The sequence below is a fragment of the Bradyrhizobium sp. DN3 genome (genome assembly GCF_041357655.1).
Lineage (GTDB): Bacteria > Pseudomonadota > Alphaproteobacteria > Rhizobiales > Xanthobacteraceae > Bradyrhizobium.
Genome location: NZ_JAULLN010000004.1, coordinates 135,868 through 162,848, shown reverse-complemented (window position 1 = coordinate 162,848; position 26,981 = coordinate 135,868). Strand labels below are relative to the sequence as shown.

Genomic DNA, 26,981 nt, shown 5'->3' with positions numbered 1-26,981 from the left:
GCTTGTACCCGACCGCATGACCGAGCTCATCGCCAATCTAGGCGCTCAGCGTCCTCATCGTGAGCCTTCGCCTGACGGTCATAGTCCTTGGCAAGATTTTCAAGAATTCCCGAGGTGCGGTGCCAATCGATGGCTGTTGCCTCAGACCACTCCCGGAATTGCTTCGCCAGCTGTCGCTCCTGATTGCCGCCATCGCCCATTGCTCGCATTGTCACTCCCCGGCGGTTGAACTTGCCGATCATAACGCCTGTTTCCAGATCGCGGCTGCGGATCGCCTCGATCACCTCCCGGACCGGCACTACCGGCCAGATGCCGTCTGCATCAACCTTGGAGGCTGAGAGCAATTCTCCGATCTTCTGGTCAGCAACCAGACCCCGGCCCTTCGCATGGGCGAGCTTGCGCGCCTCCCTGATCCAGGCCTCGAGCTTGGCACCGTCGATCGATCCGTCTGCTCCAGTGCCCGGGATCACGTCCCAGATCCGCAACAGCCGGTAAGCCTGGTTCGCGATATTGCGGGCCTGCTCCTCATTCTCGACAGGTGGATCGACCACGCCGCTATCCTGACTTGGCTTATAGACCGCTGTGAGCAATTGAACGAAGAGATCAGGGTTCGTCGCAAGTTCTGACATGATCGCCTTCGCCTTGCGCTTCGAATGCTCGAACATCGGCAAGTACAGCCACTCAAGCGGCGCGAGCCTGTCGGTGGAAACATCTTCCGCTTCGTCGAGCTGCTTGAAGATTTCCTGGGCGTAGTGCTGGAACATCGTCCGGTCGTTCATTTCCAGCTCGCCCTCGACCGGCTGCCGCGCGGCCTCAAGCAACGCTTTTACGAGCAAATCGGACGCGAATTTCCGGCCGTCGTGCAGATGATAGCCGATGAAGCTGACACTGGCGCGGGCCCGGCCGACCTCGATGAGTTTCTCCACCGCGTAGGCGGCGTCGGCATCGTCGTCCTTGCTCCACAGGATATTTAGCCGCTTCCAGTAAGAATCTTCGATGTTCTCGCCCGCGCGGCTGGCGAGGGCCCAAACCCAACCAGTCGAGGGCAGCGCCAGAAGGATCGTCAGGAGCGCCTTGTCGCCCCAAGCCTCCCGCTGCGCCTGATCGAACAGGCCCTCAGCCCATTCACGGCCGGCGCTGCTATGCCAGGTCGCGACAATGCCGCGCGCGAACATTTGATGCTTATCATCCTCACTCTTAAGCGCACGTACCAGGAGCTGCTTGCGGGTCTCCTCAGGGAGACGGGATTCCGCAATCGACTGCCCAAGATAGCCGGGTTCACGGACGACATCGATCAGCTCGAACAATCTTTCGCTCCCATTGTCCTGCAGGAATTCTTCTGCTGCAGCAGCTCGCTCGCACTGAAGCTGCTGTCGGTCCTTCTGCCAGTCGCCTGTCGGGTTGGGCAAGGACACCGAGGTCTCGAACAGCCAGGCGATGCTTTCGATGGGATCCAGCGGCGCAAGGGCGTCATAGATTGCCTGGAGTTCTGCGAGGTCCTCTTCCGGCAATCCCCATTCAGCGTCCTTGAAGCTGCGCTGATGGTGCAACACGCCTCGGAGCTTGGCGCGCAGCAGCTCCCGGTCCTCCCTAGTGAGATTGCCCTGGGCGACCTGTCTCAGCTGCTCGGCCGCCTTTTGGCGCCTGTCGCCAAGATCGCTCCACCGGTCAAGTAATGTGACCCAGCGCGCTGCGCTCGAGCGAACGTCTTCGAGGAGGCGGTCCAGAATAGCTTCTGCGCCTTTGCCGATCAGCTGATAGGTGACAACCTCTTTCTTGTCGGTAGAGAAGTCGCGCCATCGCGTAGACGGCGTTGGCGAGAAGGAATCGTGGCCCGTTGGCAGGATGCCCAGCATCAGCTTCCACGCCGGATTCGGATAGCGCTTGCGGATGCGGTCCAGCACCTTCAGGCGCTGGCCGAAGGTGGCATTGGTCTGCGGGCTCCAAAGCAGGAACGCGGTGCGGAGGCTGGCGGCCGGTCGGTTCAGATAGCGGCCGCCAGGATCGAGTTGATCGAGCCGCGCCAGCACGAGCGAAACGTGGAGCAGGAGCTGCGGTGCCCAGGCGAGCGACTCCAACGCCCACAGCAGGTCCGAGAGATGCTCGGCGCTGCCAAAGATGGCGCTCTCATCAGAACCGAAGAGCGCCGCAATTGGCGGATTCTCGTTGTCGAGGCTGTCGTCTACCGCCGAGAGGAATTCCTCGGGAGAGGCCTCGGCAAGCAGCTGGAAATCCCGCGACAAGGACCACCAGCGCTGACCATCAGCACCGCGGAGCACCTTCCGGACCACCGTGTCGGGATATTGCGGCGCAAGCGGCACCATCGCCGCGCGATCACCGAACAGCGCCAGCAGAATGAGGGTTTCTCCCAGGCCATGTCGCAGATAAGCGGAATATTCCGGCTCGATGCCCCGCATCGACGCATACCAACGGTCTTCCGGGCTCAAGGTGTATCGGGGATCGGCAGCACTCAATACATCGACAACCGCGGCGCGGTATCGGTCGATATCCGCGACCGTAAAATGGGACGCCAGAAGCAGCCAGGCGTCACGGGGGGAGGCCACCTTCCAGGCCAGGCCGACCTTGCGAAGCGGGCTGTCAAACTCGCCGACATATGGCGCGATACTGGCGATGAAGGCCTCGTAAGGCATCTCCGACAGTCGCGACATCATGACCTTGTCGGCTTCCCGGCTTTCGTCCCACATGCCGGCCAACAGCGCCGCGAGTAATGACCGGGAAATCGTGCCCTGCGCCCAGTGCGGGACTCTGCTGGCCACTCCTGGCATCAGTCGGCGCAGGATCGCCAAGCTTCGTGCGGAATCGCGCGCAGAGGTCTTCGCCTTTTCTTCCGGAACGCCGCTGTCGATCAGGGCCGCTTCGATGCCGTCGCGTGATGGCCGGCTCAGCTTCCTCACGGTGCCTAGCGAGCCAGGGTTCTGCCCGAACGCCGCCAGGACATGGTGACCTTTCGCCGCGATCGCTTCTGCAACGCCTGTCTCGGGTTCGAGGATCACGATGATCAGAGGCGTGCGGCTGCTGGCAAGATGCCGAGCGGCATCAGAATTCGACGCGACGACGCAGCGCGCGAGATAGTGCTCGGCGATGTCGCCGGGGAGTTGATGGATCGTGGCGTAGGCGAACGCCGCAACCTCCTCGGAACTCTCGCCCTGGAAGGCGATCGCCGAATTCTCATCCCGCAGCCAGCGAAGCAGAGCCGCACTGTCTTCATCCCGGTCGCTGAGAACGAGGTCAGGTGGAAGCGGCCATTGCGTGGCGAGCGACCACTCCGACCACACTTCTTCTAGCTGGCGCACGCCCGGGGGGGACTTCCCAAGGGCGGTCGCCAGCCATTGGCCTACGGCCGGGTATTGCTCGATCCAGTGGACGAGATCGGTGCCATCATAGGCTTTGACATCCTTCCAGGTGCCTTCACCGCGCTTTTCGCGGGCCCATTCGTCCTTCTTGGGCCATGGCCGTGGCGTCACGAACACGAAGGTGGATTCGCTCTGCTCAAGACCCAGCGGGTCTTCGGTTCGCTTTGCGTAATCCTCGTTGGCTTTGCCGGCGATTCCCTCGCGTTGCGTACCGATCTCCCATCCCGTCGATCCGGCCGGGACGTATTCTGAAGCGGTGGCGGCTTGGGTGGTGCCATCCCAGCCGGCAAACTGGACCGCTTCATCAGAAGGGAAATGCAGCGAGGCGCTTCCACTCGCGCGCACAAGCTTGGCGAGCAGAGTCGGCATGGAGGCCTGGCCGTCGCGCCGCTCCGCCCATTGAGCAAGATCGGTGCCGTTCACATATCGGATCGGCGCGCCCGTCTTTGTAAGATCGGCGAGCTTCGGCAGCGCTGGCCCCCTGACGGCGCCGCCCTTTGGGAACGAAATCCCGGCGCGCTCCAACGCGGCCCGCATGGCCTCCGCATTCTGGGGCACCGGTGTTCGCCGTCCCCGCTCAAAGTCCGCGACTGTCGAAGTGGCGATGTTGGCGTTGGTGGCGAGGTCGTGCTGGGACCATGCCAGAAGCGCCCGGGCGGCCCGGGCCTGGGCTGGGGTGAGGTCGGGGGGCTGGCTGGAACTCGTCTTCATGTCATACTATTTATATGACATCCTTTCGTACGCGCAAGTCACAGGCTGTGATGAGATAAATACCCATATTCCAATCAAAGAATGAACGGAATGGCTTGAAGATGAAGAGATTAGTCCCATACTGCCCCCTCAAAGGGGCCGACTTATGGTTTATATTCACGAAAGGGCGGAATGGCCCGAGTTCGAGTGGAACTCGGAGGGGGTGTTCAAGCGATTAGCCGAGGTCCGCCACAAGCAGGGGCGCCTGCTTGGCCGTATGGGAAGCCTTGGCTTCAATCTTAAGGCTGAAGCCTCCCTGCAGACACTGACCGAGGAAGTCGTCAAATCCAGCGAGATTGAAGGCGAGATCCTAGACCGCGATCAGGTCCGCTCATCGATCGCCCAGCGGCTCGGCATGGACATCGGCGCCCTCACCCCCGCTGAAAGGCATGTTGAGGGAGTGGTTGAGCTGATGCTCGATGCCACCCAGAAATACGACCAGGCCCTGACCACCGACCGACTGTTCGGCTGGCATGCCGCTCTATTCCCGACCGGGCGGAGCGGCATGCAGAAGATCACTGTGGGCGGTTGGCGCACCGAACAGGCCGGCCCCATGCAAGTGGTGTCGGGGGCCCTCGGCCGCGAGCGCGTCCACTTTGAAGCGCCAGCTGCCAAGCGGCTCTCCACTGAGATGAAGGCGTTTCTGGACTGGTTCAACACCGAGCGGGGCCAAGACCAGGTCATCAAGGCTGCACTTGCGCATCTATGGTTTGTGACCATCCATCCCTTTGAGGACGGCAATGGACGCATCGCGCGTGCAATCGCCGACTTGGCGCTAGCTCGGTCCGAGCAGAGCACGCAGCGGTTCTACAGCATGTCAGCGCAAATCCGCAAAGAGCGGAAGGCCTACTACGACATTCTTGAGAAAACCCAGCGAGGCGGGCTCGATATCACCAATTGGCTCGACTGGTTTCTCGGTTGTCTCGACCGCGCATTCGACGGTGCCGACACTATCATCGGTAACGTGCTGGAGAAGGCGGCATTCTGGGAAAAGCATGCTGCAAGCGACCTCAACGATCGCCAACGACTTATGCTGAATCGTCTGCTGGACGGCTTTGAGGGGAAACTAACTTCGTCGAAGTGGGAAAAAATTGCCAAGGTCTCGCAGCCGACCGCAACGCGTGACATTAATGATTTGATCAAGCGCGGCATTCTGCGAAGGGACGCCGCGGGCGGCCGCAGCACCAGCTACTCCCTTGTACTTAGCGATGCAGATCAAACTGATCGGCCTACCTAACCGTGCTTTTTGGGTATGAAAGACCAGGAGCATTCTGAACCATGGCTGTCGGCAACCGGCACGTTGACATTGCGAAGGCTCTCAGGGAGCCGCAGGATTCTCTCGGATCGGCCAGCGGTCTCGAATGGATCAGTGCTGGTTCAGCAGTTGCTCGATTAAAGCCGTATCTCAAGAACTCGGCGTACGCTGCTCAGATGCGGATTTGTGAACATGCCTACGCTAAGTTAGTTCGGGCGAAAGCGCGTCGGTACATGGTTGGCGATTCGGCCCACGATGATTGTGCGGTCCCTCACGTATTTTGGTGGGCCAAAGGTCATGCCGCCTCAGACCAAGATTGGCCAACCGGCAGCTTTAGCACATACATCAGCTATACTGAGCACACGGCTTTCGGTGTCTCGTTCGTTCAAGAGGATATTGAACTCATGATCCCTGCAGACGCCCAATCTAACGCGCCAGAGCCTGCAGCCGCCAGCAACAAGATATTTCTTGTGCATGGTCGCGACGAAGCGGCAAGGAACGAAGTGGCGCTGTTTCTTCGTTCCATCGGCCTGGACCCGATCATTCTTCAGCTGCGCCCCAACGGTGGTCGTCATCTGCTCACAAAATTCAGGGAAGAGGCAGAAGGAGCCAACTTTGCCGTGGTCTTGATGACGCCAGATGATGTAGGCCGTATTGCAGATCCGGATGCAGGCCTTCAGCCGCGAGCGCGGTAGAATGTCGTGTTTGAACTCGGCTTCTTTATCGGAAAGTTTGGGCCAGCCAATGTGGCTGCGCGTAGGAAGTCGATGGTGGAGAAGCCATCCGACTTTGATGGCATTGCCTATATTCCCTACGGCCCGGGTACATCCTGGAAGACCGAGCTCGCGCGCGAAATGCATCACGCGAAAATCCCCTTCGATACCACGGTTGTTCTTACAGCACCCGTAAAGCTTTGTCAGATTCCGACGGTCCTTCGGCGCGCTCTTGCCTTCCAGAAAGGAACGCCGAACATCTGCTCCTCAAGTTTCTTGAACCGAACCGCCCCAAAAGCACCGCGTTGGACGACGCCGAGCCGTTCAAGCCGCTTTTGGACAAACATATAGCTGATCTTCGCGGGCGTTCCGCGCTTGAGTCTGACGACGTCCTCAGGGTGGCCGATATGGTTGAGACGGTATCGACTCGGAAAATTTAGGGTTTGGCCAGCAAAGTAATGTGGTCCGTCGCAGTCGGTCCGGAATTTCCAAAGGTCAACTCAACGTCGACGCGGCCTTCACCTTCTATTTTGATTGAACCAACAGCGTATTCGAATCTTGTCATGGATCCGTCCAAACGTCGCGACGTGGAACTGATTTCCGTTCGTTTGATTTCCGCTCCATTGAGTTTGACTGAGAGCAATGCCAGCGGGGCGACCGCATCGTCGGGAGCCGCGAGCGAAAGTATACCCGCAGCGGCGAAGCCATCCGGCACGCTATTGTCTTCGACGAGTTCGACGGACACGAATTCGATCGGGATTCTCGCGGAAACTCCTAGCTGACGGCCGACTTCGACTGTCGGAACATTACCGTTGAAGTCGTTGAAGCCCATCTCGCACCGGAACAGAATGGTTTCAAGCTTTGCTTGAGCGTTCTCGTCGTTGAAAATGCTCATGTGGGGCATGAAGGAGAGAAAGCCACCACCCGGGTTGCCAAAAGTAGCGCTCCGCAGCGTGACAGTTCCGTCGCCACGCCGTTCGACGTAGAGCATCTTTCCTGCTCCGATGGTGACGCTCTGGCGGGTGCCGTTTCGATCTCCGGCAACGATGAAAAAGCCCTCAGGGGGCAAGCCAGTACACGTCGTAGCATTGCGGATATGTTTCGGGAAACCACCCTCGACGATCTTCCGGAGTTCGGCAGTGGCTTTCAAGGCATCGGTGACATGCTCGGTTGAGATATCGTGCCGTGCGAGATCGAGAGGGAGGGCGGAGAAATCAGCGGGATCGAGTAAATTTAGCGATCGGGGTCTTGGCCCGTCCGTGGACACGCAGCAGTTTTCGTAGGTAGGCAGCAACTCGTAGAGCGAGGGCCACGACATCAGCGTCCGTATGATGGTGTCGGTGCCGCCTATTAGCCAGCGCGAGGCTCGCCCCCATCCCAAAAAGGGAGTTGCGACTGCGGTGACCGATCCCCAAAAAGGCGTTCCCATGGTAATGACGGTCTTTACGCGACAATTTCTCGGGAAGTCGCATTTGCCGTCCGGGTCCGACGGTGCATCGTACTGGGTCGCGTAGATCAGCGACACCAGTCCGCCCATACTGTGCGCGAGGATGTCGATTTCTTTGCCCGCCAGTTCGGGTCTGCTCTTGATGAACGCGTCGAGGTCGGCTGCGGTGTCGAAATTGCTGCGCCGCCAGTCGTATGGGAACAGAAAAAGGTTTCTGTGCTCGCCCGAACGCGAATAGCCGAGAGATTGGAGGTACTGCCAAAGCGGCTCGTATACATCGACCTTCAAAGGACCCAGAGCGATGAATTGATTTAGTGTGCCGCAGGTTGCTCTGTAGGTGTCGTCCGAATTACCGGGGTTGCATGCGTCGGCCGCCGATATCTTTCGGGGGCCGTCCACGATGCGGAGATTCTCCAGGTGCCGGAGTCCGTCTAGCGTCCCCCAGGCGAGCTTGCCATTGATCCACAATTCCGACCCCGCGATCCCGGGGATGACGATCAGGGGGCGCGGCGGAGGCGCGTGGGGCTGAGTACTTCGGTTGCCTGCCGCGTGACAGTCACCTAACCAAAGGCAGACGATCAAGATCGTGACGACTCTCAACATAGCGATCAATGGGGTAGTTTTTCAGGGTTGGGTGGAAGTGGACATTTGTCCGTCAGTGCGAGTTTGAACGTCGGTCCAGAACGGTATCGCAACTGGCAATAGAATTTGTACTGTGCTTCGCGAACGATGGGGGCGCCGCCTCTCATCCCGGTGAAAAATCGGTCGTCTAGCTTACCGTGGTCCTCGATCGAGACGTCCTCGCCAGGATGAGAATTCATCTCGGATGACCTGAGAGCTCCGCAGTAGCTTTCGCTGGTTGATCCGCCTCTGAGCCAATCGGATTCATTGCGTGGGCCAAGGATGTCGCGATCGTAGCGCTCGACGCCATGGCTCGGATCGCGGCAAGCGACCGCGCAAGCCCCGAGAACGAAGCTTCTCAGCTCCCGTACCGGCGTGAAGTAGCTCTCTGGGCTAACACCGAAGGATTGGCCTCCCTTTAGCACGCCGACCAAATGCCACTCGTCCTGTTTCTCGACGAGAAATACAGGGCCGCCGCTAAAGCCGGGCCTAGTCTGAGCAGATAATCGTCGGAGCTTCCCATCCTGCGGTTGTCCTTCATTCAGGACGCCCACGTTCAATTCGAGGCGAGGGACGTCTCCGACCTCAGTATTGGGGATACCTGCCACATTCAATTGTGTGCCAACTTGGTCGAGGTCGGCATCCGGACAGGTACTCAGTCCCCGTCGCGGCAGGCCTTCGAATTCGAGCAAGGCTGAATCCTTGCCCGGAACGCTTTTTTGAACGTTTGCTCGCCTTATCTCGGTCAAAAGCCCTGTTTGCTGATCTCTGAATCTTTGGCCACGGTGAAGTCGGCGAGACCGAAGTCCGTTTTGGCCCATCCTTCAGACGGAGCCGCTACGACGTGATGTGCGGTGACCACGTTTCTGCTGGTGCCGACAACGAACCCAGTTCCGTTGCGTTCAACGGTGGTACCGTTGGCCGCTTTTCCGCGCACGGCCACCATGACGATCGCGTTCGCGACATCGTTGCGGCTGTCAGCCGCGGCGGCTTGAAGCGATGGCGCCGCTCCCACTAAAGCGATCATGGGTAACAACAGCCGCACTTTTGCCCTCCCGTCCGTGGTGGTGATGCCAGCATCGAATTGCAATGGTATCCCGCAAGCCCCACGAGGTGAAGTATCTAGTTTACTCGTGCGAAGATTGCGTACATAATTGAGCTTTGTTCCAGCGTTCGATTGTTTTGAGACCATTATGTGGAAGATCATTCGAAGAAGCGCCTTGGCCACCTTGGCCGTCATAGTGATAACCGTGCCATGCTCGATGCGAGCGGCCTCGGTCAAATCTTCCAGCGTCCAGGTCGCTGCTCCCCTTACCGACGATAAGGGGAAACTAAGCGACGACATAAGCGGTATCAGTTGCCTGCGGCCGCAAGGCGAAAAGCGGATATGCGTGGTCATCGACGATCAAGGGCGCCTGGCGCAAGTGACGACGTTCGAGGGATCGACGCTTACAGGCCAAGCCAAAATCAGGTTGATAGGCAAGGATCACGCGCCCGCTGATACTGTGGGAAGCGAACCCGGCCTCGACCCGAAAGTCGTGAAGTGTTCGGCGGGGAAGGATGATTTCAAGGATCTGGATGGTGAGGCGGTCGCTCTCGACGACAAATACTTCTACGTCGCCGGCTCCCACGGTTGCTCGCGTAACAGCAACAAATTCCGAGCTTCTTCTTTCATTTTGGCGCGTGTCCCGATTGACGTGGTCAAAACCGCCTCCGGCGCTTCCAACAACATCGATACCATTGGACCAAAATCTACGAGTTACCGCCTTTCAGAGGCGCTTCTCACGTCGCCTACACTCAAGGACTACTATGCGCTAGATCTCATGACCAAGAACGGCCTCAACATCGAAGGACTGGCCGTCGCCGGCGGCAAGCTCTATGTGGGCCTTCGGGCACCCGTGATCGGAAAAAAAGCCTATCTGGTTGCCATGGATCGAGATTGGCTATTCGATGCCGATCGGCCCATCGCAGAGGCCGATATTCACGAAATTGATCTCGATTTGGGAGGCCGGGGTATCCGAGACCTTGCCGTCATGGCGGACGGCCGGCTTCTTGCCCTCGCTGGTCCAGCGCAATCGGAGAACCTTTCCTTCGCTCTGTACGCCGTGGAGCCAACGAGCAAGACGGCGATGCCGATCGCCGAACTCTTCGATGTACCCGACGGCGGGAAGGCGGAAGCGTTGCAAATCTTGGCGCAAGGTCCGACCACGCTCGATCTTCTGGTTCTCTTCGACAGCGCGAAGGGTGGGGCACCACGAAAGTACCTGATCGACTTGAAATGATGATCGGCGGTGAACAACCGCTGTGGGAAGGCGGAAGCAAATGACCAGCCCTAAGCCGATCTACGGCGTCGATATCAGCCATTTCCCGGGAATGCCCGCAATGAAGTGGCTGCGAGAAAAGGCCAAGGTCCGCTTCGCTTGCTTCTACCTTGGCCCAACCGAGAACCACCCGGGTGCCGATTGGATGGGGCAGCGAACCGATCTCGCTGTTGCCGGCTGGGGTCTGGTGCCGACGTATGTCGGTCAGCAGGCGCATGTGAAGCGATCTGGCGTCAGGGTGCCGAACCCGGCGCTGAATGCCGGCAAAGGGGCTTCGGACGGCAATCAGGCGTGTGATCTTATGAAGTCGGCCGGCTTTTCCTCTGGGGCCGTCGTTTATATCGACCTTGAGGAGGGTGACGAGCCGGCAGGGGCCTACCAAGCCTATATCCTCGCCTGGATGGATGCGGTGAAAAAGCGGTCTTTCGTGCCCGCGGTCTATTGTCCTGGAGGCGCCTTGCAGTGGGCGCTTCAGTACGGCCGGATAGTCTGGCTTGCCGCGCCGGACAACCTTGACGCGCGGGGTAACGCGATTACCGCAACTCTCGATCCTACGGGCCTCCCGCTACCCAGTCCCAGGAAGGGGCCGTTGGCCATTCAGTTCAAGTGGGAGATTGAATTCCAAGGGCTCGATGAACCCGCGGACGGAGGCCATGGCCCACGGTTCGACCTTAACGTCGGTCTTGTCGCCGACCCGTCGGACTATGCCTCAGTCGACCGCGCCCTGCTTGATGTGAAGGAAACGATGGAGGTGGCAGAACTGGACGAGGCGACGGTGGCCGCGCAAGAAGCTTTTGATCGTTTTGTGCAATTCAAGCAGATGGACGCAGCCGTCGTGGCGGACGCGCCTGTCGCGGCGAGCCCGACCTCCGACCCGAAATGCGGCCCTGCTTCGGGAGCGGTGGACAAGATAATGCCTGACCAGAAGATAGCCCTGAACCTCGCGGAGGATTCGCTCGCTGTTGCATGGATGTCGAGCGTGGCTGACCCCGGTCCATCTGAGCAAGACCTGGCTGAATTGCTGGCCGACGCACCGGCGGCGCATGCCCCAGACCCTTGGGCCAAAATAAAGTGGCCGGAACAGGACGCGGCATCCCCCGATTACTGCCATCTGGCTTCTAGTCTGACCCTGCCTGTGCCTCCGAGTGGTGTTGCGACGCTCGCAGATTTCGAGCTGAAGCCTGAGGATGTAGAACTCGTTCTATCGGCCAATTCGATGAATCCGATAGGGTTCGACGATATCGTCGCCCTTGCTGTCAGGGGAGCTCGGCTCGGCAAGCTAGATGATAAATCGCCGCCTCTTGAAGCCGAAAAAGTCCCGTCGACTTGGATCACTGAACTAAGGCCGGATCACAAGAATTTCCGATGTCTCATTGGTTTCTACGGGCGTGATCCGGAAGCCGAGAAGCGTAATCTAACATTATACGCCGCCTCGACCGTACCTAACGCCGAATACGTCCAGAGCTGGTTCAATTATGCGAACGGCAAGACCACGTCGGGGATCGGCAACATGATGCCGTCGGGCTGCTACGTCTACCGCGTTGGGGTTCATAATTCGCCGCATGCCGGCGCGATCAAACCGGCTCTGCGTCTGACCGACAGCTTCGATCTTCACGTGGTTGGAACGGCGACGGTGCTCCGCACCAAGAATGACCTATCGTATGGTCTGGACGACGTCTGGTGTAAGACGATCCCCGCGGACAATGTGCACTGCTCGTTCCAGACCACCACTGTGCCGGGGTGGGGAGCGCCTTTCTCGTCGGCTGGATGCATGACGATCCGTGGACATCAGGCACCCACGGACCAATGGAAGAAGGCCCAAGTCATTATGAACCGGTTGGGTCAAGGCAAGCGCTGCGACCTGGTCTTGATTACCGGTAGGGATCTGGCGATCGCGGCCGAACTGCGAAGGAAGAACCAAGCCGGTGACCCGACGATCGTGCGCAGAGAGCTCGGTCGACTGAGGCCAGGTTCGCAGGGGCCGGCTGTCGATCGTCTCCAAGACAAGCTGGGCATCGAGCGGACTTCCTACTTCGGTAGCGTCACGAAGAAGGCACTCGTCGATGAACAGTCACGAAGGCGCGTCCCTGTTGACGGGATATTTTCTCCGACGCTCAACAGCGCCTGGAACTGGCGCATTTTCGATGACATCGCTTAGAGCGCTGCGATAGCGCGGATCATTGCCTTCATCATCGGGACGACCTGATCGGGATAGCTCCCTCCGTTTATCTTTCGAGCCATGAAGTAGAGTGAGCCTTTGGTGGTCTTTCCACCATTTAGCGTCGCCGCGTCTGCCGCAAGCTGAAGATAGTCGGATTTGATACGACTGTCCTCGGCGATCGCGGCCGCAAGGACGATGCCTTCTCCGAATGCGACGTTCCACTGTGCGTTGGTCGACCGCGACGCGATCGTGTCTCGCTTGCTCGCTCCAGTCGTCGGATAAGCGTCCCAGGTTGCGCGAAGGTGGTTCAGGTTGGCGTTGCCGGGGATGGCGGGGTTGTTCATGATGTAGTCGATAAGAACGCCATAGTCGTCTCTTCCCGTCGTCTGGATTACGCCTCGACCCCTGAATTTGTAGAAGTCCGCCTCCATGATAAAGCCATTGACGGAAGCATCTACCTTCGACGAAAAAGATTGAGGCCAGGTCGCCGTCCCCCAAGCCTGATCGATCCCGTGGTCGACGACTTGATGATATCCTGCCAAGCCACTGTGTTCGGCCACGTAACCGGCGTCTTTGAAGAGCTTCAGCGCCGTCCAATTACCTAGGTCGTCGTTGACGTTGTATGACGACTTCAGGCCGGGAATCTTTTCGAAAGCGTAGACGAGTCCAGGGTAACCGGCTTTGCCGACCGCCTCGGGATCGCAGGACATGTCGCCGCTGTTCTCCTGAATGCCGAGGCACATCACAGCGGCGAATTGGAGAGCGTCCGTATGTGGGGCCGAGAAGATCGCTGGTATCTGATCCCAGAATGAATTGAACCTAGTCGCGACGCCCGCGTTCGCCGGAATCTTGCCGCGATGTTGGAATGGCGTCGTCGATGAAAGGGTCGAATTGTACCAGGAGATAAAGCCGCCATGCGCCGCGAACTTGGCTTGAATATCGGCCGAGCCGCTGAGCGGAATCGCGCGACATTTGTCGATTGCCGTTTGATCGACCCTATCTGCGGCCAGGAAGTCTCGGATCTCGTCGGTAACGGTATCCAGGAAGCTGTCTGCGTCGCTTATCTTCATTTGAAGTCTCGAAAATGAGAACGGAATGAGTAGTCTGTTAGAAGGCTTGTTCGGCTCAGCGAAAGTAGATACGGCCGCGCCGTTATCTCTCGCAGTCTGGATGTCGGAGGTCTGCCATCACGGTTCGGGCGAGATGAGATGCGTAGGGCGGCGGAAGGTACAAACTGACTGCGTTAGATCCAGCGAAGCTGCCAGCTCGCCGAAAACGTAAGCGATTCGCTTGACTAGCTTCAGCTGTTCTTCGGGAAGACGATTGCCGGTCCGATCAAGGGACGCGGTCGAATACAACTTGGCTCGGTCCGCGACGTATCCCAAGCCTGAGCGGAAGGTCGGCGCTCCGACCTCCGGAATTTGGAGCAAGGTCTTAATCGCTTCGTCGTGCTTACCCATACGCGCCAGATATTCCATTCTAACGGCCAGGACATCTGGTACCGCGCCGCAAGATTCGACCAGGCTACCCGTCAGAAAATCGAGGTTGTCGACTTCATTTGCGCGGAGCATAACGTAGGCTCCCAACGTTGCCCGTAACGGCCGAGCGCTGCTTTCCTCCGAAAGTTGTTCCGACTGAAGGAGCACGCGGGAAAGAACTCGAGCTTCCATCGCCTGTCCATTTTGGATGAAGTCGCAGAATGAGTTAAGGGACCCGTCGTTGAAATCGTAAGTCAGCATCGGAAGACGCGACGTCTGTTCTATCGACCAACTGATCGTGGTCTTCCCGCTCTTCTCGACCGGCAGCGCGAAGTAGTCGCATACTCGGACTTTGTCGCCATTTGGCGCGGTTGCCCTTTCGAGGCTGATCTCGAAAATGGCAGGGAGATCCGAAAAATTGAACTCGAGAGAAGTACGTGCAGTGGCCTCGCGCTTGAACGCTGCGCTCGGCGCGCCGAACTTCGCTGTCAGCCAATTGCCCCGCAAAACGGCCGCCTGCTGGGCGGAAAAGTATTCCGTTAGCGGTCGGACGTAGTCCTTGACGGTGGCGGAAATCGTATTGACCGGTCGCAAGGACTCGGGGAAACGGAGTTCTGCGGACGGCAGTACAACTTCGACGTTCATGCCTGTTTCGATGCTGACGGGATTCTCACTCGCAATCTCTCGTCCGTCGGGAAGAGTGGCGGTCACGAAATAGGTCCCAGGCGGAATTCCGAGTGTGTTGCCGCTCACCCCGCGTGCTCTCAGGACTTGGGTCTTGATGTCGCGTACCTCGACCGGGAACAAGCCGCTCCATCGCTTGTCCAGGGCTTCGATCGGGGTTTCGAATCTGACGGTAAGGGAAGAGGGCGTATCGACCATGCGCGTGTCCCTTCACTTTCAGTGGACCAGCAGCGAGTCTAGACTAAGTGGCCAGGATCTGACTTTTTGCGTGATCCATCTGAGCTTTGTCTTGTAAGGGCTTGTCCTGAGTAGATTGGAATCGACCAAGACCTTGTACAGTCCGGCTCTCACCGTAACTTCGAATTCGGTTTTGGTTTGAGGCCAATCGCCGGCTGCGGGCAAATCGCCGTCGTCGCAAAGGGTGATCTTGCATGTCCCGTTCATGCGCTGGGGATCGACCAGAATTCTGCAAGCCACCTGCGGAGGGTCCGTTAGATATCTTAGAACCGGTAAGCCCACGAGGCTGCTGAGAGTTACGTTGGTACCGAGCTTGTTGTTGTCATAGAAGCCATCGAGCGAGTTTTTGATCGTCAGGGATGTCACGGGCCAGTGGGTGCCGCCGGTGGGCACGTCTTCAGGATCTTCGGCCCCCCGCTCGAACGCCTGTATCAAGGCTTCGGCGAAATAGCTTGTTTTTCCCCTACGCCCGATGGAAAGAGCTCCATCGAATGTGCTGAAGAGGACCGGTGCCTCACGCCTGTCGACCACATTGAGCAACACATCGAATATCGGCGGAATTTGAGGATTGACGAACTTGTTCTGGGCCTTGGGCCGATCGAGGCAAGCGTCGATGAAGTAGAATTGGGTAAGTCCGATAGCCGGGCACGCCTCGGAGGGCGCCATGCCGTTTCGAATGTTTCCCAGTTCGGCGGCTCTGCTCAATACCGTGTCCATTGGCGCCAGGAAGTCGTCGAGTAGAAGGACGCCTTCTTCCGGTCCACGCTGCATCCCGTGGCCCGCGAAGTAGAAGATCGTCATATCTGCGCGATTGCTCGAGGCGTCGGCTCGCCAAGCCCTAACGGCGTCCACGAAGTTCTGGCGGTTGGCTCGTGGCGCTAAGCCTGCCAAGGCAGGTATCGCGTCGATCTCGCGCTGAGATGGCGACAGCAACATTCTGATAGTCTTGATCGGTAATCTCAACTGGTGGTTTTGCAGCCAGTCGAAGACGGCGTATGCGCTGGATGAGGCGCATGTCAGCTTGTTCAACTTCCATTCCACTTGGGGAAGGTCGTCTTCATCAGGAAGGTTCACGTAGTCGCTAATCCCGACGATCAGCAGGTGTACGCCTGGAGCGTCGGCGTTCATCGTGCCCCTATTGTCCACGATCAATTCGGACATGGCTTGCCGTCAAGGATAGAGGTTCTTCACCGCGGCAATGTCTCCTGCGCTTAGTCCGGTGCGCTGGCCGATCTGAGCTCCTTCCTGCTTCGGCACGATAGTGTCGCCACCGTTCTGCGAGAAGGCATCCTTGGGGTAGTGCATGATCGAGCCGTAGTCATATGTACCCAAGTCGATGCCGTCCACGACATGTTGGTCGAAGTTGTGCAGCATGTTGGGGGCGATGTTGTCCCTCTTAATCGTAATGTAAGTATCCCGATCGGCCCTGCTTTGCTCGTGCCAGAGCCCGATCGTGTGTCCGATCTCGTGGATGCAGTTGCCGGCCGTGCAGCCCGGACCCAGGATGACATTCTGTGCCCCGCCTTTTCGACCGACCGTGGAGGCGCAACCGCCTCCGCCCCGAAAGACGACATAGTCGGCGAGAGCGGGATCGTTCCGGTTGGCAGCCGTCCGTTCGACGAACTTGAACCCAACCTTATCAACCCAATGCGCGATTGCGTCTCGCACGCGCTGCTTGTCGGGGAGTCCTTCATCGATCTCGTACGGGACAGTCTTGTTCTTCCAACGATACTGCACGCCCTTTATTGCCGCGCCGAAGGGTTCTGCGGCGGGTGCGAGTAATTCAGGATGCAGCTTGATGAATTCGGCAACCTCTTGCACCTCGGCCACCGTCCCCAGCACGATGCAGCCTTCGAATACGGCCAGGTCGCCTACCACCGCATAGGTGACCTTCTTCCAATCTCCGCCGATCGGTCGGATGTAAGTGGTGCCGGTGTCACCGCCGCTGAGAAATCCATTGTCCGCCATTGACGGCTCTCCAGAATCGAGTTCGATGCAGATGCGCGCGGTAATCGTTGTCAGAAATAAAATCATCGTGTTAAGGTTGAAGCTGGACGTCAAGTGACATCTTTGGATTTGGGGGAATCCATGAGCACTATTTTGCGGATCCGATCGCCTCAGGGGGAGGCCGTCGAGGGGGATGCCCCTGCCGGAGGCGCTGCGGCGGCCGACTCTGCCAAGCAATACATCGAACGCGTGGTGAAACTCATTCCGACCGAGGTTGTCGGGGTATATCTAGTAGGAAAGGCCGGCATACAAGCTCGGTTCGCAGACAAGACTGATCACTCACAGGATCTGTTTTCGGAGACGACCTATTGGGTCGGCTGGACGGCATTTTGCTTCCTGGCCGTTATTGTGGGACGTGCTTGGGCGACTTCCGATCAGAATACGCCGGCGGAGAAGCCTGCTGTCGCGATCGCCGCGATTTCATTTCTTATTTGGGTCTATTCGCTTGGCGACGTGTTTAAAGTTATTGAGATACGCAACCACACGATATGGGATTCCCTATTGGCCATGCTGCTTGTGTTCGCGTGGACGCTCATCGTGCCACTATTTTACAAGGAGAGGTAACCTCGGCCTGCCTGTCATCGCTGCATTATCCGGCGATCGCAGCTGTTTTACTCTGGTTTTTTCGGCCGTTTGGCTGAGCAACCCTTTGGAGGAAAGACTTTGGCGAAGAAAATGGCAGCAAAGAAAGGGCCGAAAAAGCCCGGGCAACCCCGTAAAGATTCCCTTCTGGTTCACGCTGAGGCAATTTCCGAGCTTGCAGCAGCGATACGTCAGCATGCCGCCGCGATTTCCTCGGCCAAGGATGGGCAAGCCGAGGTCGCAACTAACGACGCCGTCTTAGCGACCCATGTCACGGCACCTCCGTTGAGCGCGGCCCAGATCCTCGACGGCATCAAAGCCGTCTTCAACACGAACAGAAACTTGAAGGAGGACGACGAGATCAACGACCTTCTTCCCGGGGGGCCGGCCAGGCTCGTAGCTATGTGGGAGGATTTCGACGACTATCCGGCTTTCCGCCAGCGCGGTTTGGCGATCGGACCGAACGATCTTCGATTTGTCAAAACGGTGAAGGAGCTTGTCGGTGTGATCGCGTGGGGTTTAAGGAACGCATTGAATCGATAGAATTTCAACGGGGGGACGAAAATGATTGGGATGCAAAGGCGCATCACGTTGGCGGCTGCAGTTTGTCTGCTTTTAGGAGTATCAGGCGCGGCGTCGCAGCCGGCCGACGACGAGAAGCCGCTGAGCGAAACTGAACGTGCCGAACTGCAGAGATTGCGAGCAGAAGTTCGCAAGCTTAAGCAAGAGAAGGCGCGATCGGCTGAACTGCCGGTCCCGAAGACGCGAAGCGCTAACGCTAAGCTGGTCCCAACTACAGCGGCCCCGTCGGCGACCGATCCTTACCCCGAAGCGATCGATCCGAAGACGCTCGAGAAGAAGTATCAGACGCAACCCTTCTTTCTCCGCAAGGAGGCGATCGATGCCGCCTACTATCTTTATCCGTTAGGCTATCCGCTCGATACAAAAGGGGCTTCTGTAACTTACACTCGGGACGAACTGGCGAAGTCCACGTCGCTGGCAGTGCAGGGGTTCGCAAGCTATGTGTTATGGCGACCGGACCTGCCCAATCCGCCGATCCAGGGCGATCCGTCGCTGCCGCGCGTTCAATCGTCGCTGGGCCTCTCCGGATATGCCGCTGCCCCCTTCTTATATGCGAACGGGACGCTCGGAGAACCGTTCAAGGCGTCCGAGCGTAGCGCGCTCCAGGCCGGAATCGACAATCAGTTCGAGCTTTCAGGCGGAGGCCTTTTCCCTCTCCAGACGTTGCGTTTCACTCCCTACGGCCAGACCGACTTCCGCGGCAAGGCGGGCATCGGTGGTTTCTCCGGCACGTATGAGCCCTATCTTCCCAGAGCGCACTGGGGTGTTAATCCGGACCTTGGTCCCCAATGGATTGGCGTCTATTTCCGCACTGTCGCTGAAGCCAATGTATTTCGCGTAGCCAATGCCGGTCTGACTAACTACGGGTCCAATACTACCTACAGCTTCTTGGGCGGGACAGCCGAGTTGAATGCGACCTTGTTTCAGAACATGCCGGAAATGGGCGCCCTGTGCGGTCGCATTCATCTAAACGCACAGTACCACTACTACTGGAACGCCTCGAACAACACCGACATCAAAAACTTTCACTCGCAAGCGAGTGTGGATCTGGGAGGGAAGCCAAGTAGGTTCTGCAGCGTGGACGGCGTGCCCGTTACGGTCGACCCCGAGAAGATTTCCGTTGCCGTCACTTACGATGATGGGACGGACAAGACGACCCTTCTGAAGTCGAAGAAGTATCAAGTTCAGCTTACGCTGCAATATTAACTCATGGACAACAGGCTTCGACCGTGCGCGTCGCATTCCGGGCGGATCCGCTCCTCAAACCTGGGGCATCGGCCTTACGGAACTGTCTGAATATACGGTCTCGCCAGAACGAAGCGCGCTCCTCTCATCGACGCCTATGCTCGCGGGCCGCACGCAGCAATCGGTCTGCTGTAAGGCGACGCGCCGTGCCGTTGCGCGGTCGAGGTAAGCGGTTGGGATCTGAGTAGATGGATGCGATGACCCACATCAAGGCATTGTTTTTGCGCTGGAGCATCGCTTTTGCCGTCCTCCTGCTTTGCGATGCGTTGTGGTTCGCCATCGTGTTCGCCAATTGGGGCACGCCGGCAATGCACGTGGGTTGGCTCGCCCTTGCAGGCGTCCCCCTTGCCCTGATCAGTTACACAATCGATCTGCTCGCCGCTTCGTACCCTGAGGCGGTTTGGGTGGCGAGACTGCACGTGCCGCGCTGGACGACGCTCGAGCCGTTTTTTGCGGGGTCGAGGATGGCCCTTACCTTGGTGGTGCTTTCTTACGTCCTTTTCTACGTAACGCAAGGCTTGGACAAACATTCAGCTTGGGCCGTATGGGTCAACAGTAACGTACTCAATTTCTACCTGTTCTGCCATCACTTCACGGCCGTCGAAGTCATCCGCATCGAAATCGCAGGTTATATGCTCTATTTGGCGCTATACCTGTTCTACAATCGGTATTGCCCACAGATACTCGCACATTCGATTCGCAAGGACGGTGCGCTCACGCGCGAGGACGCGGCTCTCGTATTCGTCCGAACGGTCGAACGTCACGGCCGCGCAGTCCCGGGGCGCGATCTCGGCAACTCGATTGCGGCGTTCGGCGAAGAACGGCGAGGTCTATTCGAAGAGGATACGAAGGAGCTTTTGGATAAACGAGCCGGACGGCTGAAGACGCTGGCAGCTTCCGATCGACCGCCGGTCGAAGCGACGGTGGCTGCTGCCGCTGCCATGGCGCGCCTGTTTCCGACTAGGCTTGCTTTGGAAACGTACCATCTCGGCGTCTCCCTGTTCGACATCATTTACCCCGGCATTCGTGGCTTCATCTGTGTCGGTTTGGCGGTCGCAATACTGGCTACTAGTCTGCCGGTCGCGGCGAAGTTACTTTGGGTCGTTTTTCCGCGCTTAGGAGCTCCTTGCATGACGACGACATTGGTTGTCCCAGCTGACTTTCGCGATTCGGAGTGGGTCGAATTCCAGGGAAAGGTCGAGTCCTCCACTGGCGCCGACTTCGTCTTGATACCCGAAAGCGACGCAAACGAGAGGTGGACGCTTGCGAGCAGCGATGTCTCAGTCCTTCCGACGGATGGGTCGAACCGAATCTTTCTCAGGATTCACGGCACAGTGAAGGAAAAAAAGAAGGTTGGTCTTCCCTCGATCTCTCAACCGCAAGCGGGGCTTCGTTCTCGTATGAATGTGCAGTGCGGAGCGGCGGGCAGCCAATGCGCCAACCACATCGAGATCTGCTGCGGCAGCAACCAGGTGAAGGGCCATTGCTATGGAGAATGGTCTTGTCCGGATCCTTAGTCTCGCCACGCGGGGCTAGCTGTCATTCAAATCTTGTGTTTCCGAACGCGACGAGGTCAGGGCGGTTGAGCCATGGATCGTCGACCTCGGGCAGTCCGCCAAAGGGCGGTGGTCATGCCACGAATGCCCATTTTTCGCCTATAGGGCCAGTCGTGCGACCAATAAGTCATTGATTATACTCATCGCGAGGCTGGCTCTTATCAGCGGGGCCAGGTTTGAGCCTGGAGTGCGAACGTTTAATCCTCGTACGGCCCGACAGGTACATCGCTTGCGATCAATACCAATCGAGCCTGACATGGCTATCCTTTGGCGCTCGTTCGGCAAGACAGCAGACGAAAGGCGGCCGCGCGGGCACACGGCAGGAGAAAGATCTGAGGGCCGGCAGGGCTGACCGCCCACGCGATTGCGGTATTCGGGTCGAACGCCGCAAGCTATTGCGGGAGTTTTCCCACTGAAACCCTCCACACCCCTTTCTTGCTCTAGTGTAAGCGGCTGTTGCCAGCCGTGCTGAAAGCGTCGACAAATTCGATCGCATTCGCAGACTGAAATCCGGATCGTGCCGAAGGCAATTGCACGCGACTGCCGGGATTCTGCTCTACCTGCCGGTGACTAGCGTGGCCAGCCGAGCTCAGGAGTGCCCCAGGAGGGTGCTAGCGAATCGACGAGTCCTCGCTCGATCAGTGCCCTTAAGCCTTCGGATCTGCTCATGCCACGGGAATTGGACCAGCGCTCAATCCGATGAATGAGCTCATCCGCCGCGCGAAAGGACAGCATCGGATCCTTGCCGGTGGGAGGCCGACCCACCTTAGCGCCCGCTTTTCGTTGCGATCGCCTAGGTCTTGATGCGTTCGTCCTGGTCATGAGAACCTGGTGATGTCTACGAACGACGTCCGTGAAGGTTTGAAGCTTGGGTATTACCTAAAAGCACTCCTATAGGCAATCGGGTAATACCTTTTTTGAGAAGTTCAAATTGAGGTATTACCTAAAATGAGGCAATATGCCTCGATCGAGGCGGGCACCGGCGTCTGTAACTTTGCGCATTGAACCGCGGGTGCCGTTCCCTACATCTGAAGGTGCGGCGCTAGGCAGCGCCACGCCCCCGTCACGATCCTGTGCGATTGTGCAACCGTACGGGGAGATCTTCGTTGACCTCTCCCAGCCGAGCTTGTTATTAAGGCCGCGTAAACACTTTCTCGCCACACTCCGATCCAGCCGTTCCCCATGGGCAGCACCAACGATAACATGAAGCGCCGGTTGAAGCCGCTCCGGAAGAGCAACGAGATGCGATCGCTCGCTCTCGCGCTCGGCGCAGGTCAGGGCGCCCCGGATGTATTGAAGTTGCTGGAGTCCGATCCTGCAGCGGCTAAGCTGATTGGCAAGTACGTAGAACGTGCGGCATCGTCGTTCGCTGCTGCGTATCCGGGGCAAACGCGGGAAAAGACAATCAGCAACGGCGATTGGGAACAAGCGGGCTATGCGGGCATCGTTGGATTGAACCGCATTTTAGGACTTAAAAGCTCCTAGTACAATCGCCCCTCATTGCGGGGGCAGGGGGGATGACGAAACGACGCCAGTCGCGCGCGGGTAATCCTCCCGCGTCTGCGACTGTTGGCAGCGAGTTGAAGAGGCTGTTTCCGAAAGGCACCAATCCCGATACGGGACGTTGGTCTGCTCCTCCCGCTCTCCCTGCCGAGCTGTTTGGAGCTGTTGCCCATCTGCTCGATGCTTCAGGTGCCTATACCTACATCGTCGCTCCGTTCGCTTCTACAAGGGGCGTGCCGAAGGTTGGCTATTCTGGTGCAACTCAAGCGCCGAAGGCAGCGCAGCTGGTCGCTTGGCGCAAGATAGGCAAGAGCTGGGCCTCCAATGTCTTCAAGACCCAACCTGAAATAGCCGAACTCTGGGCCGAGCTTTGGGCCTGCCGCAACGAGCCGCTTGTTGTTGGACAAGCAACGAGACCACGTCTGTCATGGTGGAAATCGGCTCATGCCCTTCTGGTGATTGCGGATGAAGCGAGCATCAACTGCGGCTACGAGACGTTCGGCGACGACGGCGCAGATCCGAATTGGGCCAATAAGCTCGCCTCGTACTTGCTCATTAACCGCACCAGAAAGCTCGTGATTCCGTCGAGCCGTTCCCGAACCGACGACAGGCACCTGAGCCGTCACGTGGCACTCGACAGCCTCGCTGTTGATGCATCTCGTGATGTCGTCCGGGTTCTTCCGAAGGGCCGCACCACGGACGTGGGCTGCACCATGAGAACGCTGAGCCACAACCTGACTTTGCTGCGCCCGCACGGTCATCCGAACGTCTACTGGCATCAGCAGCTATGGTCGAGCACGTCGGACCGCCATGATAGCCTGAACGTCCTACTCGTTCCTTTTCCCTACGAAATTCCGGAGGGATGTTTCAAAGGCGATGTTCATAACGGTCCTGCAGATATGAAGTGGGGCAGATTTCGAGTGGAGCAGAAATGGCTCTCACCGAAAAAGGACAACCCCGCCCGCGATGGTCACTGGAGCGACTCCAGCGCTCGCCGCTCGTTCGTGGACTTCGTGAATGAGCTTCTTAAGAAGGCTGGCGGCGAAGTACATGGCGTAGTGCTGCCCGAATATTCACTCGATTGGGCTACGTACGACGAATTGGTTCGACACCTCCGGGATAGATGGCCTGCCATCGAGTTCTTGATCGCGGGCGTTTCCGAAGATTGCAACAGGCGGAAAGGCAACCAGGTTGTTTTTACCGTGATCCACCAAGAACTGGGGAAACGGATCGCCGAGACCCATTCCAGAAAAAAACATCACCGGTGGAGAGTGGATGATTCGCAGATTCGCGCCTACGGTCTGCAGGCCGACCTAAGCACGGATTGCGTTTGGTGGGAGTATCTCGAGATTGAGGACCGGGTTCTTCACATCGATGTCTTTAGGTCTCAATCTGCATTCACAGCGGTGATCTGCGAAGACCTCGCGCGAGCGGACCCCGTTGTGTCGGAAATCAGGTCGCTTGGACCGAACCTGATCTTCGCCCTCCTGATGGATGGCCCTCAACTAAAGGGGCGTTGGCCCGGCTTATACGCGACCAACCTCGCTGACGATCCGGGCTCATCGGTTCTGACCCTAACCTCGTTTGCTCTTATCAAGCGATCGAACGCCACGCGCGGAGGGGGCAAGCGTACGATTGCCCTGTGGCGTAATCGCCCAACCAACCTCCCATCGCGAGCCGACAAGGACTTCGTCGAACTCGATTTAGCGGACGATGCGCAGGCGCTCGTTATCAATCTGAGGAGCGCTCCAGCCGAAGACGTGACGATAGACGGGCGTCAGGATCGGAATACGGCGGCTTGGCAGTTTGAAAATACTCGCCAGGTGGTAATCCCGCGCGACGAAATCGATAACAAAGGTTGGAGCTGGATTGTCCCCTAGTGATCATGACTGGGAGATAATCTGCGCTTGAGTGACGGCAACTCAGCGGTCGTGATCGCATTCATCTTCTCCGATCTCGCGACCTTGGCACCTGATCCTGGAGCCCTTTAGCTCTCGCTCAACAGATCCTCAAAAAGCTTTGCCCAATTGTCCAAGGTCGCGTTATCGAAAAGAGGTTTTGTTGATTCTAATGCTCGTCTCTTAGCTTCGCGCGCCACGTCCACCTTCCATCCATCATCCAGTGGAACGCCTTGTGATTTCGCCCACGCCTCGATTTGCGGAACGATAGGCACTCCGGACTTCACAACGTCAACAAATGGTATATCTGCTTTGCGTCCCCAGCGGTCCACGGCTGCGACAAGGAAGTCTTGGGGGAAAAGGTCCTCGATCTCGGAATTAGTGAAGCCGACATACTTGTCCGTAGTTTTTACCTTGCCCTTGGCGCTTTGGTACAAACCATTTTGCAGGTCGCGCGCCATCTTCCTGCCAGCGTCATCTCCGTCAAGGAGCACGTTTGGCAGAACCTCATCTTTTCCGCCGAGGATACTAGCAATAACCTTGGCGTTGTTCGCACCATGAGAGGGCGGGAACACCAGCTCTCGCTTTGGGGTTATCTTCTTGTTGGCGATCAGTACCGTTTTGATGAGAGCTAGGTAATGTTGGTCCGACGGTCCCTCCACGATCACAGGATGGCAGCCATACAGGATGCTTTCAGCGAGGCTCATGTTGAGCGCGGAGTAAATCGCGTATGTAGCTCCGGCTCGCCGAGGATTATCGCTGCCCTGTCGCAGGTCTGACGACGATTTAGTTGAGCCGTCCTCCGAAACAAAGACTTTCCGCACGCGGTCGAGCATGTCGGCATCGACTAGAAAGGGCGAATGCGTCGTGTAAATAATTTGATTAGTCGACGCGAGGTTTTCGAAGAATGCCGACAAGTCGCGTTGTGCCAGTGGATGTAGAGAGAGCCCCGGTTCGTCCAAGAGTAAAATCGCATCGGCATGGACGCCGCTGCTTTCCACCAGGAAAATAAGGTAGAAACTCAGAAACCATTGTAACCCGCTGCTACGATCTTCCAGTTCGATCTTTTCCGGCCGCTTCGAATCGCTGACCCAAATCCGAAAGTGGTCGCCGTCAGCTTGAAATTCGAATGTATAGTCACCTTGCTTCCACCAGTCGCGGAACTTTTTTGTCAGATCAGTTCCGGCCGAGTTCAACAAGATCGTGCGTTCGCGCTTTTTAGTCGCGATCTCCGCAATCTCTTGTTCGTTTGGTTGGCGGCTAGGATCCCGGAAATCGCGTCCGAGTTCTAGAATTTGCTGTGGTTGTAGTTGCACAAAATTGAACAGGACCCGAAGTGTCCTAGCTTTTGCGGCCTCCTTCGCGCCAAGGTCTTCGCGCGCTAAATTTTGAACGACATGCGGCAAGTAGATTTCGGAGTCGAGGTTGCCGTAATACGAATCTCGGCAGGCTCTCGATTACGAGTTGTTTCACCGCATCGATTTCATTTGGCGCAGGAGCCAACAGTTTTAGCCTAGCGACCTGTAAGTCTTCGATCAGCAGATTCAAACGCGGCACAATCGAGCTTGTTGGAGCTGGCGTTTCAGGAAGGAGCGCTGAGAAGGGCGCAACCACAGCATCTAGCGCTTCAGCGTCATAAGCCGAGACTGGCCCGTCGCTCTGTTTTGCAGATGCTAAAGCGGCTTGTATGTCGGCCTTCAAACTCCCTTCCTTGCTTAACTGATTCATCGCGCTGATGTCGGTCTCAGCGGCCGTAAGGATTGCGACTAATTCCGCGCTGCTTAGCGTATCCGTCTTCTTGAAGTTCGGAAATGTGACTGTGTGTCTCCCATCGAAGAAGCGGTGGACACAAACAAGTGCAACCGAATTCTTATCCAATCCGGTAAGCTCAGTGAGCTTCGTCTTGATTGCATCAGTCGGCACAAACTCCGCATGTATGAACGGAAATGAGCCTGGAGCCGCACGCACTGCTGCGTAATTACCCTTTGGATAATCTGACGTGGGCTTAATGTCGCCTTCGCGTGCCGGGTTCAGCTTCCAGAGCGGGAGCAACAGATTAGTCTTGCCGGACTCATTGACACCAATCAGCGCTGTAACTCGCTCGGCGTCGATCCAGCCGCTGTCAACGACGGATCGAAAATTCGTCACCTTAAATCTGATCAACCGCATCATAATCTCCCGGCCCTCGCTACGAGATTGTCCTGGCAGACAGACAAACGCAATGCGTTTAGCCTCAAGAGTCCACAACTCGATTGGGCGCATCGGAAAACCGGACGGGCGTCAGTCGGCGGAAAATCGCGGCGGCAGCCCGCCCCGGTTTCGCCTGCATGATCAATTGATTGTAGAGCCGCATTCGCCCGCAAGGGGAGGAGGGTCCCCGCGCAGTGTTAAGCCACGGAGCCAATGAATTCAGGGGAAAGCCGTCAGGGGCAACGTAAATGGCGCTCCCCCGGCTCGAATCCTCGACACCTCACATCTACCAACTGCGCAGGCGCTCTCAACTGTCGGCTCCCTTGCCGTCCGTCATACGCAGTGATCCGGGCTGGTACAAGCGGGCGCTCGCGATA

Annotated in this window: 19 protein-coding genes and 1 pseudogene; 10 read left to right on the top strand and 10 right to left on the bottom strand. The window is 57.8% G+C overall.

Translation table 11 applies throughout. The annotated features are described in order from the left end of the window. Window positions 1–26: 26 nt before the first annotated feature. The gene (locus AAE027_RS08055) at window positions 27–3,911 is read right to left on the bottom strand and encodes an XRE family transcriptional regulator (protein WP_370986133.1); all 3,885 of its coding nucleotides are present in this window, start codon (window positions 3,909–3,911) and stop codon (window positions 27–29) included. A 319-nt stretch (window positions 3,912–4,230) separates the two neighbouring features. Here AAE027_RS08055 and AAE027_RS08050 point away from each other — a divergent pair, with 319 nt between their 5' ends. Further along, window positions 4,231–5,361 carry a Fic family protein gene (locus AAE027_RS08050; RefSeq protein WP_370986132.1) on the top strand — a complete coding sequence of 377 codons (1,131 nt, stop codon included), beginning with the start codon at window positions 4,231–4,233 and terminating at the stop codon, window positions 5,359–5,361. 41 nt (window positions 5,362–5,402) lie between these two features. Continuing rightward, a pseudogene (locus tag AAE027_RS08045) lies at window positions 5,403–6,443 on the top strand (TIR domain-containing protein). Window positions 6,444–6,528: 85 nt separating this feature from the next. Here AAE027_RS08045 and AAE027_RS08040 read toward each other — a convergent pair. The 3 genes from AAE027_RS08040 to AAE027_RS08030 form a co-directional block, all read right to left on the bottom strand. Next, a complete protein-coding gene (locus AAE027_RS08040; RefSeq protein ID WP_479714209.1) occupies window positions 6,529–7,938 on the bottom strand; it encodes an esterase/lipase family protein in 1,410 nt (469 codons plus the stop codon). Window positions 7,939–8,147: 209 nt separating this feature from the next. After that, window positions 8,148–8,852 (bottom strand): serine protease family protein, encoded by a 705-nt coding sequence (locus AAE027_RS08035; RefSeq protein ID WP_370986130.1) that lies wholly within the window; start codon window positions 8,850–8,852, stop codon window positions 8,148–8,150. A 53-nt stretch (window positions 8,853–8,905) separates the two neighbouring features. Beyond that, window positions 8,906–9,559: a hypothetical protein gene (locus AAE027_RS08030; protein ID WP_370986129.1), complete on the bottom strand. Its 654-nt coding sequence runs from the start codon at window positions 9,557–9,559 to the stop codon at window positions 8,906–8,908. Here AAE027_RS08030 and AAE027_RS08025 point away from each other — a divergent pair. Together AAE027_RS08025 and AAE027_RS08020 are read left to right on the top strand one after the other, a co-directional pair. Beyond that, window positions 9,552–10,442 carry a DUF3616 domain-containing protein gene (locus AAE027_RS08025; RefSeq protein WP_370986128.1) on the top strand — a complete coding sequence of 297 codons (891 nt, stop codon included), beginning with the start codon at window positions 9,552–9,554 and terminating at the stop codon, window positions 10,440–10,442. The genes AAE027_RS08030 and AAE027_RS08025 overlap by 8 nt on opposite strands. A 40-nt stretch (window positions 10,443–10,482) precedes the next feature. After that, window positions 10,483–12,639, top strand: a complete 2,157-nt coding sequence (locus AAE027_RS08020; RefSeq protein ID WP_370986127.1) for a glycoside hydrolase domain-containing protein — start codon at window positions 10,483–10,485, stop codon at window positions 12,637–12,639. Here AAE027_RS08020 and AAE027_RS08015 read toward each other — a convergent pair. The 4 genes from AAE027_RS08015 to legP form a co-directional block, all read right to left on the bottom strand. Further along, window positions 12,636–13,712, bottom strand: coding sequence for a hypothetical protein (locus AAE027_RS08015; protein WP_370986126.1), 1,077 nt, complete (start codon window positions 13,710–13,712; stop codon window positions 12,636–12,638). The genes AAE027_RS08020 and AAE027_RS08015 overlap by 4 nt on opposite strands. Window positions 13,713–13,829: 117 nt before the next feature. After that, a complete protein-coding gene (locus tag AAE027_RS08010) occupies window positions 13,830–15,002 on the bottom strand; it encodes a hypothetical protein (RefSeq protein WP_370986125.1) in 1,173 nt (390 codons plus the stop codon). An 18-nt stretch (window positions 15,003–15,020) separates the two neighbouring features. Continuing rightward, window positions 15,021–16,202 (bottom strand): caspase family protein, encoded by a 1,182-nt coding sequence (locus tag AAE027_RS08005; RefSeq protein ID WP_370986124.1) that lies wholly within the window; start codon window positions 16,200–16,202, stop codon window positions 15,021–15,023. Between the two features lie 9 nt (window positions 16,203–16,211). Beyond that, window positions 16,212–17,102, bottom strand: coding sequence for a Dot/Icm T4SS effector Zinc-dependent metalloprotease LegP (gene legP, locus AAE027_RS08000; RefSeq protein WP_370986123.1), 891 nt, complete (start codon window positions 17,100–17,102; stop codon window positions 16,212–16,214). 27 nt (window positions 17,103–17,129) lie between these two features. On the opposite strand from legP, the gene AAE027_RS07995 reads away from it, so the two are divergent. The 6 genes from AAE027_RS07995 (at window position 17,130) to AAE027_RS07970 (ending at window position 24,396) form a co-directional block, all read left to right on the top strand. Further along, window positions 17,130–17,612 carry a hypothetical protein gene (locus AAE027_RS07995; RefSeq protein WP_370986122.1) on the top strand — a complete coding sequence of 161 codons (483 nt, stop codon included), beginning with the start codon at window positions 17,130–17,132 and terminating at the stop codon, window positions 17,610–17,612. Between the two features lie 99 nt (window positions 17,613–17,711). Then, window positions 17,712–18,173: a hypothetical protein gene (locus AAE027_RS07990; protein ID WP_370986121.1), complete on the top strand. Its 462-nt coding sequence runs from the start codon at window positions 17,712–17,714 to the stop codon at window positions 18,171–18,173. Between the two features lie 21 nt (window positions 18,174–18,194). Continuing rightward, complete coding sequence (locus AAE027_RS07985) at window positions 18,195–19,418, top strand: hypothetical protein (RefSeq protein WP_370986120.1); 1,224 nt, start codon at window positions 18,195–18,197, stop codon at window positions 19,416–19,418. A gap of 227 nt (window positions 19,419–19,645) precedes the next feature. Next, window positions 19,646–20,974, top strand: coding sequence for a hypothetical protein (locus AAE027_RS07980; RefSeq protein WP_370986119.1), 1,329 nt, complete (start codon window positions 19,646–19,648; stop codon window positions 20,972–20,974). Window positions 20,975–22,195: 1,221 nt separating this feature from the next. Next, window positions 22,196–22,498 carry a hypothetical protein gene (locus AAE027_RS07975; protein WP_370986118.1) on the top strand — a complete coding sequence of 101 codons (303 nt, stop codon included), beginning with the start codon at window positions 22,196–22,198 and terminating at the stop codon, window positions 22,496–22,498. A gap of 32 nt (window positions 22,499–22,530) precedes the next feature. Then, window positions 22,531–24,396: a hypothetical protein gene (locus AAE027_RS07970; RefSeq protein ID WP_370986117.1), complete on the top strand. Its 1,866-nt coding sequence runs from the start codon at window positions 22,531–22,533 to the stop codon at window positions 24,394–24,396. 107 nt (window positions 24,397–24,503) lie between these two features. Here the strand turns inward: AAE027_RS07970 and AAE027_RS07965 are convergent, their stop codons facing one another. After that, window positions 24,504–25,820: an ATP-dependent nuclease gene (locus AAE027_RS07965; RefSeq protein ID WP_370986116.1), complete on the bottom strand. Its 1,317-nt coding sequence runs from the start codon at window positions 25,818–25,820 to the stop codon at window positions 24,504–24,506. Then, the gene (locus AAE027_RS07960; RefSeq protein WP_370986115.1) at window positions 25,756–26,586 is read right to left on the bottom strand and encodes a hypothetical protein; all 831 of its coding nucleotides are present in this window, start codon (window positions 26,584–26,586) and stop codon (window positions 25,756–25,758) included. The genes AAE027_RS07965 and AAE027_RS07960 overlap by 65 nt, the downstream gene beginning before the upstream one ends. Window positions 26,587–26,981: the final 395 nt, after the last annotated feature.

Coding starts and splice junctions, on each gene's coding strand:
- AAE027_RS08050 (WP_370986132.1), top strand. CDS start 4,231: ATGGTTTATATTCACGAAAGGGCGGAATGGCCCGAGTTCGAGTGGAAC.
- AAE027_RS08015 (WP_370986126.1), bottom strand. CDS start 13,712: ATGAAGATAAGCGACGCAGACAGCTTCCTGGATACCGTTACCGACGAG.
- AAE027_RS07960 (WP_370986115.1), bottom strand. CDS start 26,586: ATGATGCGGTTGATCAGATTTAAGGTGACGAATTTTCGATCCGTCGTT.
- AAE027_RS07970 (WP_370986117.1), top strand. CDS start 22,531: ATGACGAAACGACGCCAGTCGCGCGCGGGTAATCCTCCCGCGTCTGCG.
- AAE027_RS07985 (WP_370986120.1), top strand. CDS start 18,195: ATGATTGGGATGCAAAGGCGCATCACGTTGGCGGCTGCAGTTTGTCTG.
- AAE027_RS08010 (WP_370986125.1), bottom strand. CDS start 15,002: ATGGTCGATACGCCCTCTTCCCTTACCGTCAGATTCGAAACCCCGATC.
- AAE027_RS08055 (WP_370986133.1), bottom strand. CDS start 3,911: ATGCGGGCCGCGTTGGAGCGCGCCGGGATTTCGTTCCCAAAGGGCGGC.
- AAE027_RS08005 (WP_370986124.1), bottom strand. CDS start 16,202: ATGTCCGAATTGATCGTGGACAATAGGGGCACGATGAACGCCGACGCT.
- AAE027_RS08030 (WP_370986129.1), bottom strand. CDS start 9,559: ATGACCACGCATATCCGCTTTTCGCCTTGCGGCCGCAGGCAACTGATA.
- AAE027_RS07980 (WP_370986119.1), top strand. CDS start 19,646: ATGGATGCGATGACCCACATCAAGGCATTGTTTTTGCGCTGGAGCATC.
- AAE027_RS07975 (WP_370986118.1), top strand. CDS start 22,196: ATGGGCAGCACCAACGATAACATGAAGCGCCGGTTGAAGCCGCTCCGG.
- AAE027_RS07995 (WP_370986122.1), top strand. CDS start 17,130: ATGAGCACTATTTTGCGGATCCGATCGCCTCAGGGGGAGGCCGTCGAG.
- AAE027_RS08020 (WP_370986127.1), top strand. CDS start 10,483: ATGACCAGCCCTAAGCCGATCTACGGCGTCGATATCAGCCATTTCCCG.